At 54.2% G+C, this 12813-nt stretch carries 11 protein-coding genes; 8 read left to right on the plus strand and 3 right to left on the minus strand.

Annotated elements, in window-relative coordinates; all coding sequences use genetic code 11:
• Positions 1-90 precede the first annotated feature (90 nt).
• From AAC060_RS01760 to AAC060_RS01775, 4 genes are read left to right on the plus strand one after another with little or no spacing between them, the layout of a single operon-like run.
• A complete protein-coding gene (locus tag AAC060_RS01760) occupies positions 91-2721 on the plus strand; it encodes an MFS transporter (protein ID WP_339822229.1) in 2631 nt (876 codons plus the stop codon).
• Positions 2711-3982 (plus strand): histidine kinase, encoded by a 1272-nt coding sequence (locus tag AAC060_RS01765; RefSeq protein WP_339822231.1) that lies wholly within the window; start codon positions 2711-2713, stop codon positions 3980-3982. Before AAC060_RS01760 ends, AAC060_RS01765 begins: the two co-directional genes overlap by 11 nt.
• On the plus strand, positions 3982-4371 hold the full coding sequence (locus AAC060_RS01770) for a Crp/Fnr family transcriptional regulator (RefSeq protein ID WP_339822234.1): 390 nt from the start codon (positions 3982-3984) through the stop codon (positions 4369-4371). The genes AAC060_RS01765 and AAC060_RS01770 overlap by 1 nt, the downstream gene beginning before the upstream one ends.
• The gene (locus AAC060_RS01775; protein WP_339822237.1) at positions 4368-5630 is read left to right on the plus strand and encodes a hypothetical protein; all 1263 of its coding nucleotides are present in this window, start codon (positions 4368-4370) and stop codon (positions 5628-5630) included. The genes AAC060_RS01770 and AAC060_RS01775 overlap by 4 nt, the downstream gene beginning before the upstream one ends.
• Here the strand turns inward: AAC060_RS01775 and AAC060_RS01780 are convergent.
• Entirely contained in the window at positions 5604-5936 is a 333-nt protein-coding gene (locus AAC060_RS01780) for an STAS domain-containing protein (RefSeq protein ID WP_339822240.1), read from the minus strand. The genes AAC060_RS01775 and AAC060_RS01780 overlap by 27 nt on opposite strands.
• Before the next feature lie 120 nt (positions 5937-6056).
• On the opposite strand from AAC060_RS01780, the gene AAC060_RS01785 reads away from it, so the two are divergent.
• The 4 genes from AAC060_RS01785 to AAC060_RS01800 all read left to right on the plus strand — a co-directional run bounded on the left by AAC060_RS01785 (position 6057) and on the right by AAC060_RS01800 (position 9123).
• On the plus strand, positions 6057-6482 hold the full coding sequence (locus AAC060_RS01785; protein ID WP_339822242.1) for an ATP-binding protein: 426 nt from the start codon (positions 6057-6059) through the stop codon (positions 6480-6482).
• Positions 6483-6531: 49 nt separating this feature from the next.
• The gene (locus tag AAC060_RS01790; RefSeq protein WP_339822245.1) at positions 6532-6996 is read left to right on the plus strand and encodes an SET domain-containing protein-lysine N-methyltransferase; all 465 of its coding nucleotides are present in this window, start codon (positions 6532-6534) and stop codon (positions 6994-6996) included.
• 8 nt (positions 6997-7004) lie between these two features.
• Positions 7005-8234, plus strand: a complete 1230-nt coding sequence (locus tag AAC060_RS01795; protein ID WP_339822248.1) for a diaminopimelate decarboxylase — start codon at positions 7005-7007, stop codon at positions 8232-8234.
• 565 nt (positions 8235-8799) lie between these two features.
• Positions 8800-9123 (plus strand): hypothetical protein, encoded by a 324-nt coding sequence (locus AAC060_RS01800; protein ID WP_339822252.1) that lies wholly within the window; start codon positions 8800-8802, stop codon positions 9121-9123.
• Between the two features lie 401 nt (positions 9124-9524).
• Here AAC060_RS01800 and AAC060_RS01805 read toward each other — a convergent pair whose 3' ends face one another.
• A complete protein-coding gene (locus AAC060_RS01805; RefSeq protein WP_339822255.1) occupies positions 9525-10235 on the minus strand; it encodes a response regulator transcription factor in 711 nt (236 codons plus the stop codon).
• A complete protein-coding gene (locus AAC060_RS01810) occupies positions 10232-12604 on the minus strand; it encodes a PAS-domain containing protein (RefSeq protein ID WP_339822257.1) in 2373 nt (790 codons plus the stop codon). The genes AAC060_RS01805 and AAC060_RS01810 overlap by 4 nt, the downstream gene beginning before the upstream one ends.
• Positions 12605-12813 lie beyond the last annotated feature (209 nt).

The following is a 12813-nucleotide window of genomic DNA, read 5'->3' on the forward strand; positions in this document are numbered from 1 at the left end:
GCCCCGAACCGACTGGATAGCCTGTTCTAAAGAATTTAGTAAAAGGAATTGATTAAGAAATAACGGGTACCAGCGCCATCAGGGGGATAATTGCAAAAATTCGTTAATCATATCTTCCGTCTGGAGCATGGGGAATGGCCAAAGCTGGTTCAGTTCGGGCTTTTCGGGTTCCTGCTGCAAATGGGTATGGGTATCGGTTTCAGCGCGGGCGATGCTGCATTTCTCAGCAATGTGGGCGCCGATAGCCTGCCGGTCATTTTCTTGCTTACTCCCGTTGTCATGCTGCTCTACACAGGAGTCTTCTCTTATCTTCTGGTCCGGTCTTCCATTGGCAACATGGTCGATTTCACGCTGGGCGCGCTGATCGCTGGCGGCGCGACGCTTTGGGCGCTGCTCGATGCGGGACTCGATCCCGAATGGCAGACAATTTTATATTACATGCTCAAACTGTACCTGGCTGTCTGGTATATCGCACTTTACACGCTGTTCTGGAACTTCACGGATACCTATTTCGATATTCAGGATGCCAAACGCCTGTTTCCGCTGTTTGCAGCATTTTGTGCGCTTGGCACAGCAACGGGGGCGCTGTTTGTCAGCCTGTTCGCCGGATCAATCCCGATGCATTATTTCCTGCTTATATGGGCCGCAATCGCATTGATCACCGCACCGCTCGCCCGTTATTTGAGGCGGCGCTGGGGGCAGATCGCCGAAAATGATATGACGGCTACGGAAGATGATGGCGGCACAGTGAGCCAGCTGGCCGAAGTGGGCCGGGCATTTCGCAATTCCCGCTATGCGATCGTCCTGACAATGACATTGTTCGTCACATTGTTGATGACCAATCTTGCCGAGTTCCAATATTCGAAAGTTTTGCAAGATGGCCGGAGCGAGGCCGAACTGGCATCGCTTCTGGGCGCGCTTTACGCGGCGGCCAACCTCTTCAATCTCGTCGTATGTCTGTTTGTCTTCAACCGGCTTGTCGCCCGGTTCGGCGTGCGCAATGTCGCCTTCATCCAGCCGCTCACCTATTTCGCGGTCTTCGGCTACTTTTTTCTGCAAGGCGGCACCGGAGCCGCCCTCGCAGCATTTTTCGCCTATCACGGCGTTCTGACCTCGATCCAGTACAATAACGAAAACCTGCTTTTCAACGCTGTGCCCTCCCATGTGAAACGGCCTCTGCGAACGGTGATGGAGGGCATGTGCGAACCGGTTGCCAGTCTCGTTGCGGGCGGTTTCCTGCTCTATGCGGCAAACTATCTCGATATGCGGGAGCTATCCGGTATCGGTGTTATCACTGGTATCGTGCTGATTGCTGTGGTCGTGGCGCTCCGCCAGCTATATCCTGCCGCCTTGGCTGCAAATATGCGGTTTGGCTGGCTGAACTTCGGCGATCGCAGTGCCCAATCTCCACAATATGATCCAGACGCATATGAATTGCTCGAGACGATTGCGCGGATCGATGACGGAGCAGAAGGCAATATCGCCCGGGATTTATTACAGGTGGAGGAGCCGTCGGCACTGCCAGCGGAGTCCGCCGTCGATCTCGAACGTCTTGTCCTGCAATTGGATGCAGGTCCAGAGGATCGGGAGGTTGCGCTAAACATATTGGCTACATCTGCGACTGCCGAAGATTTCTACCTGATTCCCGAACTTGCTGCCCGGTTGCCGGATTTGAACCAGAAACAAAGGCTGATGATCATCGATCTCTTCGGCCGGATCGGCGACGTCGAGGCCATACCAGAAATCCTTACCGCAGCTGGCGGGCTTTCGCCGCGCGACCGGCGAGCGGTCGCTGCAATCCTTGCGGCAATGGGCGAAACGGCAATCCCGCGCCTGTTGCTTGCGATGGGCGACGGAACCCAAAGCTACCGCATCCGTTCGATCGCGGCACGGGCTTTGGTCGAACTGTCCTTCGCGCAATTTATGTCGCATTTGGATAAGCTGGTGCAAATGGAGCTTCGCGACACCGGCAGGCTGCTTGCCAGTGCCGACCGGCTGGAACGAAGTGATCGGCAGTCTGCTTCTCTTGTCTTGCTAGCCCGTATCCAGCGTGAGCGGGTTGCCGCATCAATCGATTTTGCGCTTGAATTGCTCTCGCTTGGCGGGCGGTTACCCAATGCCGACCTGCTGATCGTGTCGCTCCATTCCGCCAATGCGAAAGTGCGTGGCAACGCCATCGAAACCATCGAGAGTGGCGTAGATAATGCGACATTCCGGCAGTTGAAACCGCTGCTAAGGGCTCATCGCCCGGTGGCTGGCGAGGAAAGCGGGGAGGGCGATATAGACGATCTTCTCGAAAAAGCCCTGCGAAGCGGCCGATCGACCGAAGCGGCAGCAGCGGCAGATATCCTTCACGAGATGCTGGATGATGCGGCATTCTCCCGCCGCATGCAGTCGCTTGTCTGCCCGGACATGCCGTGGGTCTTGCGCGGTCAATTGCTGGCGCTTCACGGTCTCGCAAAACCGGGTTGTCCGCCAGCCCTCCAAATTCTTGAGGCTTTGAGCCAATCAAAGGAATTTGGTGGCGCAACCCTCGAATCCTTGTTGACGCTTGCGGAAAAAGCCAGATGGTCAGAACCCGATGGATCCGCGTTGCAGATATCGGTCAAAGATACCCCCGGCTGGATTCTGCACAGCGATATACGCGATATAGCAACGCGCTATTCTGATCTCGCTCTCGTTCTGCTCCGGTCAATGGATGGGCGTCGATATGCAGCGTGAGACCGTCCCGATCAAAACGCTTTTATTGCGTATTTTTGTGCCAGCCGTCGTCCTTGTGTCGATGCTTCTCGCCATATTCGTTTACAACTGGCTCTATAACACGATCATCGACGGTTTTGACCGCAAGCTCACTACGACCAGCGCACTTACCGGAGCGTTGATCGATCCGGTCGATCACGACCAACTGATGCGCGCAGCGTTTGCCAAAGAAGCTTCCGATATGGTCGAGCAGTCTGCACCCTATTTGAGAAATGTCCTCCCGATTCGACGGATCCGGTCGAAACTGGATTTGACCTATCTCTATAGCCAGGCGGTCGGCGGCTCGCAGGACGTAACCTATATTCTTGATGGTTCGGAAGGAGATGACCATTCGCCGATCGGTTCGGAAGATGACTTGTCCGATATGACCATGAAGGGGCTCTATAATGCAGAGGCCGGCAGAGGGATTTTTGTCTCGCCGATCGAATATCAGGAGCAGTGGGGCTTGTTGAAGACTGCCCTTGCACCGGTCTATGGCAGTGACGGGCATATAACCGCGACCGCAGGCGCCGATGTGAATATTTCGGTGATCCAGGTGGCCACGCAGAACACCCTCTTTGCCAGCGCCCTCATCGGCATTGGCTCGATATTGGCATGCCTGCTGGTCGCGCTGACGATTGTGCGCAGGGTTGCCGGGCCGATTGAGGCACTCAAGGACGATGCGCTAAAATTGGCAACAGGCGATGGCCATGCGTCGTCGCTGGCAGCGGGGCCGCGCGAAGTGGCCAGCTTACGCGATGCGCTCGCGGCGCTGGCCGAAAAAATGGCCCAGGCCAGAGCTTCGCGCGAAACGGCTGCAGTACGCCATGAAAATGATGCCGATGCCGCCTTGCTGCTGCAAGAGGTCCGGCTGAACAGTGATGAGATCATAATGCTTACGCAACGGGACGGTGCGCGCATCTTCTGGTTTTCGGGTGGCGACCAGAATGTCGAAACTGTGCTGGCGTCACAATCCATGGTCCGGCTGGCCCAGAGTTTCCTGAAAAACCCGGAGCTGGCGAAACATTGGCGGACCCTCGTGGATAGTGATCACGGCGCATGCCTTGTCATGCATGACCGGGAACAGGTGATCGAACTTGTGGGAAATGCAGACGTTACCGTCCGTTGTGATGGTCGGGAGCTTTCGCTCACTCCCGGATTTCCCATCGCGTTCGACGCGGCGGTCGATGCCGTGCGGGTCGCTGCGGGTGGTTATGTGAGCCTTGCGAAAGGTCGGATGTAATGATTGCGATCGACACGGTTCGCAAGCTGCTCGCGCTCGGCGCAGTCAAGCCGTTTGATGTGCTGACCCAGAGCGAACTATTGCTGATCGCAATGCACGCGCTCCAACGCCATTATCCGCCCGGCGCAACGGTGTTTGCCGCTGGCCAGGTTGCGGACATGCTGGTTATAACCATTGCCGGCGAGGCTCATGTTCTGGGTGAGCGGGCGCCCACCATATTCGACCCCTCATCCGCGCTCTTTGGCCTGCCGGTTCCAGATGCCATTCTCGCAGGCCCCAACGGGTTGGAAGCCCTCTGCCTGGCGAAACCGCACCTATTCACGATTGCGCGGGAATGCCCCGATTTTGTGGTCGGACTGGTTGCGCTGGCAACGGATGGCATAGCATGAAGATCCGATCGATTATCATTCTGCTGACGGTTCCGCTGTTTCTCGTCATGGCGTCCGTGAACGGGGCACTGCTCTATTTTCAACAGAAAGCGGAAATGTCGCGGGCCCTCGGCGAGCAGGCACTGGCAGCAGCCGTGGTTACTGCCGAATTTGTCGCGGCAATGGATGCGCCGCAACAAGAATTGGCCAAGCCGCTCAGACGTCAGGCAATGGATGCAGCAAGCCGTCAGATCGTCGGCCTGCAAGCCATTTACCTGGTTGATGCTGACGGTGCAGCGATGTCGCTCACGACAGACTCGATTGACTGGACGCCGCAGTCTTATGCTCCCGTTACCGAGGGGCGCATTGTCAGGACGGGTGCAGGCACCGACAGATCCCGCTTTGTTGCAGCCTTTGCTCCCGCTGGCAACAGACGTTTCGTGGCTGCACGGCTGGACGCCGAACCGATGTTTGCGCAGATCGAGGAAATCAAGCGCGCAATCCTGTTTATCGTGCTGGTTTCCTGTATATTTTCCGCCGGGCTTAGCTGGTTCGTTGCCCGTCGTATCGAGCGCGAATTGCGGATTAACGGCCAGTCGCTCGCGGCGATTGCAGCGGGTGAAACTGTTTCAAATGAAGATGGTTTGCGGATCCGGGAAACGCGTGACCTAGCCGATGCTGTCCGGCTGATGGGGGCTAGCCAAGTTGCTACCGAAATGCGGGACCGCCGGGTTATCGCCAGGAATGACCGGAAGCGGAATCTTGGCGAAGCGGTACTCAGATCGCGGGCCCTACTATTCAAGCCGTTCGAACGGGAAGGTGCCGGTACCCGGATTGCGATGCGGATCTGCGGTGACGCACAGCCAGGCGCATTTTTTGCCCTCGCTGCTTCGGATGATGAGGCGTCAGCGGTGATTGGCTGTTGTGTTGCCGAAGACCCGTTCAGCGCGCTGGCCCAGGCCGCAGCAGCGCGGCGCTTCATCGAAGATAACTGGATCGATATGGGGGCAGAAAAATGCCTTGCTATCGCGCGTGAGGCCTATCGGATCGAAGAACTGGCTAGCATTGCCTGGCGAAGCGACGAACCGTTACCGCAAGATACGCGGTTACTTTGTATTGCCGATGCGCACACGGCTGCCGCACCAAAGCGCTATGTATCGGCAAATCCTGGAGCGATGCCGGAAGAATGGCTCGCCGCGATCGAGTTGCTGCTTGCGCCTTCCGGCATATTTGTAGCGGTCGGCGCGTCCGGCTCAGCTGATCGCAACCAGAGCGCTTGAGATATCGGGTTCGATAGCAAATATGCTGGTGAAGCCGCTGATGTCGAAAACTTCCTGAACCGATGGCGAGAGGCCGGATAGGACCAGCTTGTGCCCTGTGGTTTTTGCGATTTTTGCACCTTTCAACAATACGCGCAGTCCGGCCGAGCTGACATAGGCAACATCGCTTAGATCCATCACGGTTGCATCATTGACCTGAACCCGTTCGGGAAGGACAGCTTCGAGTTGCGATGCCGTGTTGCTGTCTATCCGGCCAGAAGCGACAATCACCAGCGCCTCGGACTTCAGTTCTTCGCTGATCTGCATCTATCGCCTCTGTGCCAATGGTTTTGTTTATAAGTTCTATGTTAAAGAGATTGAGAAATTTTTCCACTCGATTAAGCTGGTTTCGGGAAATTTATATGGCAGGTGCAGGGATCGAGGCTCATGATGTCCAGTTTTGAGCGCACCCTGAAAGACGGGCAGGGAGGCTTTGCGGGGTTCCTTGAGGCCATCGAATCCTATCTGGATGAACAATGCGTTCCGTCCGCAACCGTGGCACAACTGATGATTGTTTTTGACGAGGTGATCAGCAATGTCTTTAGCCATGGAGCTGATGGCCGTAAGCCTGCCGTGCATGTTAAGATTGATGTTCGGGAAGATTCTGTCAGCGTCGAAATTGCCGACGACGGAACCGCATTCGATCCTCTCTCCCAGCCGGATCCCGCCACCGATCTGCCTGTCGAAGACCGGCCGCTTGGCGGACTGGGCCTGCATATCGTGCGCAAACTTATGGATGATATCGTTTATTCCCGGAAGGATGGCTGGAACAGGCTACGATTTTTTAAAGTCTTCCCGCTAGAAGCCACTTAGTGCAATCATGCGCTGTTTATTAATTGCGTCAGACAGGGAAAATCTTGAGATGTATCAAGAATCATCATCCGAGTTATTTGCCCGTCGTAATACGAATGATGATCTGGCGATTTGCTATGATGAAGCGGTGGGCGTTGGTGTGGTTGCCCGGGTAAATTTTTCCAAGGGCGATCTGCTTGACCGTTTTACCGGTAAAATCGGACCGGAACTCACCCAACATAGCTTGCAGGTGAGCCCGGGCTGGCACATTTCCGGTACCCGTTTCGTCGGCTATATTTCCCATGGTTGTGATCCCAATTGCCGGCTCGACATGCAGCGGCAGGAGCTGGTTGCCTTGCGTGACATTGCTCCTGACGAGCTACTCAGTATCGATTATGCAGAAACAGAGGACCGGCTGTTTATCAATTTTTCCTGCAGCTGCGGCGCCGAGAAATGCCGCGACTGGATCGTCGGCCGCATCGAAGCGGGGGAGCCGCCCGAAAACGATATAAACAACGCCGATCATCGGCACTAGACCGGGTGATGACAATATCGCCAAGCCTGCCTCCCCGCGAAGAATTCTGGTGGGAGCGGAATGATCTGCATTATCATGGCGATCGGCTTCAATTCGCCGGCCATGATGTCGGCGGCTTGGCGGCGGAAGCGAACGGACCGCTTTATCTTTACTCCCTCGACCGCGTAGCTGCCAGGCTCGATACCCTTTTGCAGGCGCTTGATACAACCGAATGCGAGCACCGCGTCTATTATGCGATGAAGGCAAATCGTTTTGCGCCGCTCTTGCAGATGATGGCCCGTTCCGGAAAATGCGGCGTCGACATTTGTTCTCCCAATGAACTCGATCTCGCCCTGTCCTGCGGTTTCCGCGCCAACCAGATCAGCTTTACCGGCACCGGCGTCGCCAATCGCGATCTCGATCGGCTGATCGCTCATCCCGAACTGGCAATCAATTGTGATTCCATCGGCATGATCCGGCGGATCGGCGAGCGCGAGCCAAGGCGCGCCATCGGTATTCGCGTCAATCCCGGACTCGGTACCGGCTATGGTGATAGCGCCTTGCTGACCTATGCAGGTGCGCGCACCACCAAATTCGGCATCTACCGGGAGCAATGGGCCGAAGCACTGGATATGGCGCGCAGGTTCGATCTGAAGGTTACGACATTGCACTTTCATGTCGGATGCGGATATCTTGATGATCAGCTCGCAAGCTGGGGCGATGCCGTCGCTTCCGCGCTTTCCTGTATTGCGGAATTGCCAGATCTGGAAATGGTAAATGTTGGGGGAGGCCTTGGCCTGCCTCACCGCGAAGCCGACAGGCCGCTCGACCTGACACGCTGGTCCGGCGTTTTGCGGTCGCATTTTTCCGGAACCGGTCTGACCGTTGCGGTCGAGCCGGGTGATTTCTTGGTCAAGGACGCCGGTATGCTTGTGCTCGGTGTCACCGATGTAGAGCGCAAACGCAACACGCTGTTCGTCAGCGTTGATGGCGGCTTCAACCTGCACCCCGAACCGGCCTTTTACGATATGCCCTGTGAGCCGGTCGCCTGTCTTATTCGAAGCCGCGATCCCGCTGATTGGCAAAGCGCCACCATTGCTGGCAACATCAACGAGGCCCTTGATATCTGGGGAGAAACCGTCGCCGTACCGCCGCTTTTCGAAGATGATTATATCGCGCTTCTCAACGCAGGGGGCTATGGCGCGTCGATGAGTTCAAACCATTGCATGCGCGGGGAATTCATCGAAATGGCTCTCTGAACAGGTATAGGGCGATTACCCGATAGAGAACTGTTCCCCCATCTTGAGCTATCAACCGACAGATTGGCTACTATACGGGGCGAGCATCCAGGATTTCAACATAGCGTAATCCGCATTGTGACGCTGGCAATGTTCAAGGCAGCCACCACATTTGGGTTCGTGCAGGCCTATATTCGGAGCCGGCGTAGATGTCGCAGTTCTTGACATAGGCCAATAGGTCTTCGGGCGTGCCATTGTCGTTCACGGGTTCCGGTAATCTGCAGTTGATGTTTAAACTAGCTAGGGTCCGTCTCCATTTGTGAGCGATAGCCACCATTTCACATTCTTTCCAAACATAGCAGACCGAACCATTCGACCGTTTTGATGGAGCAACTTTGGAGGGGCTTTGTAACGCTAGGACGTCGCGATTGAGGTGCTTTGGTATCAAATGTATAGTTCGAGGTGAATCCGACAATTTTGATACAATTGAGGCTTGCCGCAACATAGTTTAGATAACTTCGCACTCCATCTTGGGATTGTCCGCTTGAAGGCTGACAGCAATTAAATGACCAAATGGAGAATTTGGATGACTAGAATTACATTGATTTCTTCGCTCACCGCGATTGCGCTGGTCTCAGGTCTCTCTGTCGCACCGGCTCGGGCTCAAGATACGAACGCTGGTGGATCAGCCATTACAACGACGCCAACGGTTCAGACTACGCCGAAAGTGCGTGCCGTCAAGCCACGTCTGGCGACGCCGCGTGCTGTTAAGGTGCAGGCCAATGCCGGAACCCAATCCAACGGTTTTGATAATACGGCACCGGCATGGACTGCGGGCTGCTATGCAGAATTCGGGCCTAGCGCGAGCAATCCAGACGCTGCGCTTCTTCAGAAATGTCTTGATAGCTGAAAATCCAGAACTGGCCTTTCCCGAAGCGGCTACACATAGTTGCGTTTCTCCTGTGAGCCGTCTTCAGGACCAGCAAACAGGGTCGCGGAGAAAACGCGACCCTGTTGTGACAGATGCGGATCCTCTCGAGAGGCCCCAATTAAAAGCGAAGAGATAATGCGTAACCACATACTGTCTGCCCTCGCGATTTTAACGACCGGCTCAGACACAAGAAATAGTTTCTCAGTGCGGCCGCTTAAGCCGCTCCGCAAAGTAGAATGCGCGGACGGTACAACGTTCGAACTCGGAGACGAGGTGACAGACGTTAGTGCCTGCCAAGGGCATGGTGGTGTAAAAAAAATACAGACGCCGTGCGATTAGAATAAGGAGGATGGGATAGTCGCATCGCCGACAGCCGCCCCTCACTCGAAAACATAGCCCAAACCCCGAACCGTTCGGATCACTTCCGGTTTCGTTGGATTAGCCTCAATCTTGCGACGGATTCGGGAAATTCGCAGATCAATGGATCTATCGAACGGTTCCCAGCCTCTATCATGCGCTTGTTCAAGCAGCTGATCCCGGTTTAAGATCCGGCCTTTATTTTCAACAAAGACCCGGAGAAGGCTGAATTCCATCGCGGTAATTGCGATTTCATTGCCGTCCGCGCCATAGAGTTTAGCGCCGTCAATATCCAAACGGCATTGTCCAATGGCCACAGTCCCATCTATCCGAACCTTCTTCTTCACTTCTTCGCTGGAGAAGATTTGCCGCCGTAGCGCAGCTTTGATGCGGGCTTCGAGCTCCCGTAGATCAACGGGTTTGCCAACATAATCATCAGCGCCCATTTCCAGTCCCAATACCCTGTCGATTACGTCGACCGCTGCCGTCAGCATGATGACCGGAACGGTCGATGATGTACGCAATTCCCGGAGCGCCGACAATCCGTCCATACCCGGCATGTTGACGTCCAAAATGATAAGATCGGGTAGTTCAACTTCTACAGCGGCCAACAGCATTTTGGCGTCAGAGGCTTGAGTTGTGCCAAATCCGCGCTCCGTCAGATATTCGCATATCATTTCACGCAAATGGGGTTCGTCATCACACACAAGAATGCGCGTCATCCGATCATTCATTTGATTTCTCCCCCCAGCCGATCAACAAGTTCAATCAGTTCATGCGTAGATATCGGTTTCTCGATGTAAGGGCGCCGTGTGTCATCAAAGAAACTCGCGACCTTCTTCCCCATTGCATCGCCTGTAATAAAACCGATCCGTTGGGCATAATGCGGCATCTCTTCCTGAATGATCTGAAAAAAGCCTGCGCCGTCCAGTCCAGGCATTTTAAAGTCGCTCAAGATCACGTCGAAGGAACGTTGTTTCATGAGCTTTAACGATTCTCGTGCGTCAGTCGACACGATAACCGCATGCCCCTTGTCCTGTAGAAGGTCGCAGACAAGTTCGGCGACCCCTTCTTCGTCATCAACTACCAGGATATTATAGACCTTGTGGTTTGTGGTTGCCGAGACGGTAGCCTCTTGCGAAAGCAGTTTATTCTCTACCGAGCGCAGTTGGACAAAGAAACTTGTGCCTTTCCCTACCTTCGATTGCACGGTCAGAAATCCGCCATGCGTATCAATGATTCGATGGCAAAAGGCCAGGCCGATCCCAGTTCCCGATCCGACATCCTTGGTGGTAAAAAACGGCTCGAAGATCTGCGCCTGTATATCACTCGCTATGCCCGACCCATTATCGCGAACCTCGACAACTGAATGGTCGGTTTTTTTATCGTAATAACTCCGCAGTTCCAACCTGCCGTCTTGCTTTTTATCGGCCAAGGCATGTTCCGCGTTGACGATAAGATTGGTGAACACTTGAGCCAATTGATCGATATCAGCCGAAACCAGGGGCAGATTGTCGTCGAAATCCAATATGATCTGATTGCCGTTCGAACGGAGACCGTAACCAGCCATCTCGAGCGCCATCAGCACCGCTTCGTTCAAGGAGCATTGTTCGATTTTGGTCGGGCGTTGCCGGGCCATGGCCAGAAAGGTTTTGACAATTTTTGCGCTTCTGTCTGCGGCTTGACTAATGCGTGAAACACGAGTGTTCAGGACAGGATCGTCAAATCGTCCTTCGAGCATCTGTGCATAGCCGACCACAATAGAAAGAGGATTATTAAGTTCATGGGCGACGCCTGCCAGAAGTTCGCCCAACGCTGAAAGCTTCTCGTTCTGATGCGTGATTTCGCGCTGCCGTTGCAGTTCTGCTTCGGTTTTCCGTTGTTCCGTTATATCTGTGAATGCATTGAGATATCCGCCCAGCGCCGTTTTATGGATCGACGAATTGTAAATGCGACCGTCGGCCATCATCATCATTATATTTTTTTGATATTTTTTGATCACCGACAGGCAGGTCTCGATATAGACTTCGTCCGGCACACCTTTGGGTACTTTGAAAAAGCCGTCGGCAAGTAAGCGCTGCATTATATCGCCCAGATTTTCCCCGACTTCGGGCACCGGATTGTCCGCATGAAACATGGCAATATGTTTGTCATTATTCATTACGAAATTCATTTCTGAATCCCAGAGTACCAAGCCTATATCAAGTGTCTGGATCACGTCGTTGACGGTTGCGAGCCTGTTTTCCTCGGCGAGGTGTTTTTCCGTCACGTCCTTGAAGACATGCAAATATCCGTCGAAAGTGGTTTTATGTGAGGACGCCTCTAAAAACATACCATCGGCGAGTCCCAAATCCACGCCCTGCTGGTGGGCCTTGGTCGCAGCGATCCAGCCGCCGGAAATATCCTCGAATGACATGCCTTCGGGTATTGAATACACACCGGCGCGCGCCTGCCTTTCGACAAGCATCTCAAAGGAATCGCCCAACTTTGGCTTCTCGATATCGCCAGGATAAAGCATATCGAGACTGCGTTGGTTTGCCATGACGAAACGCAAATCAGAATCCCAGAGGGCGAGGCCATCGTCCAACGCTTCGAGCGCTTCCTGATAGCGGGCGTTTGCCTGTTCCGCCTCTGCGCATCGACGTTCCAAATCTATTTTCGCACGATGTTGCTCGGTAATGTCCGAGAAGGCGAGCAAATATCCCTGCGTCGCCGGCTTGTGAACCGAAACACTCAGGACAAGGCCGGATTCTGTTTCCACCGGAACATCTTTTGCATAGGATTTTATGTGGTTGATCATGGCGTCCATGAAATCTTGCTTGGACATGGTATTCGGCACGGCATGCAAACCGACCGCCATCAAGCGCTCCATTTCTGCGTAGATATTCTCTCCAGCTTCAGTCGTCGGTGTTTGACCACTTTTGAATGCTTGACGATATTTTTCGTTGCAACTGGCGAAGTTCAAATCGACATCGTAAAGCACCAGCGCGACATCCAGCGCGTCAATCACGTCCTTTGTAGGCACATATTCCTGAGCCTGTGCGCGGCCTTGTACGTCGCGCACTTCTGGCGTGCCATCGATATTCGCAATCTTGCTGGTCATACGCACCCGTCTTTGATCATCGCGGCTTCGCCTTTAGAATCTTGATCTACCATAATAAAGCATGGCTGCGTATCAAAACGACGTTCCTGAATGTACCAATTGTGTCAAAGCACATCCTAAATGTTACGATTGAAACCGATCTTAACATCGGGATGACAAGATAAAGTTTCATCAGTTCTTCAAGCGATGGCCCAATGCCAATCGGATTT

The organism is uncultured Parasphingorhabdus sp. (assembly GCF_963975555.1).
Taxonomy (GTDB): domain Bacteria; phylum Pseudomonadota; class Alphaproteobacteria; order Sphingomonadales; family Sphingomonadaceae; genus Parasphingorhabdus.

Bases quoted from the DNA above. Each gene is read 5' to 3' on its own strand.
- AAC060_RS01765 (WP_339822231.1), top strand. From the start codon at position 2,711: ATGCAGCGTGAGACCGTCCCGATCAAAACGCTTTTATTGCGTATTTTT.
- AAC060_RS01795 (WP_339822248.1), top strand. From the start codon at position 7,005: ATGACAATATCGCCAAGCCTGCCTCCCCGCGAAGAATTCTGGTGGGAG.
- AAC060_RS01790 (WP_339822245.1), top strand. From the start codon at position 6,532: ATGTATCAAGAATCATCATCCGAGTTATTTGCCCGTCGTAATACGAAT.
- AAC060_RS01785 (WP_339822242.1), top strand. From the start codon at position 6,057: ATGATGTCCAGTTTTGAGCGCACCCTGAAAGACGGGCAGGGAGGCTTT.
- AAC060_RS01805 (WP_339822255.1), bottom strand. From the start codon at position 10,235: ATGAATGATCGGATGACGCGCATTCTTGTGTGTGATGACGAACCCCAT.
- AAC060_RS01775 (WP_339822237.1), top strand. From the start codon at position 4,368: ATGAAGATCCGATCGATTATCATTCTGCTGACGGTTCCGCTGTTTCTC.
- AAC060_RS01810 (WP_339822257.1), bottom strand. From the start codon at position 12,604: ATGACCAGCAAGATTGCGAATATCGATGGCACGCCAGAAGTGCGCGAC.
- AAC060_RS01770 (WP_339822234.1), top strand. From the start codon at position 3,982: ATGATTGCGATCGACACGGTTCGCAAGCTGCTCGCGCTCGGCGCAGTC.
- AAC060_RS01800 (WP_339822252.1), top strand. From the start codon at position 8,800: ATGACTAGAATTACATTGATTTCTTCGCTCACCGCGATTGCGCTGGTC.
- AAC060_RS01780 (WP_339822240.1), bottom strand. From the start codon at position 5,936: ATGCAGATCAGCGAAGAACTGAAGTCCGAGGCGCTGGTGATTGTCGCT.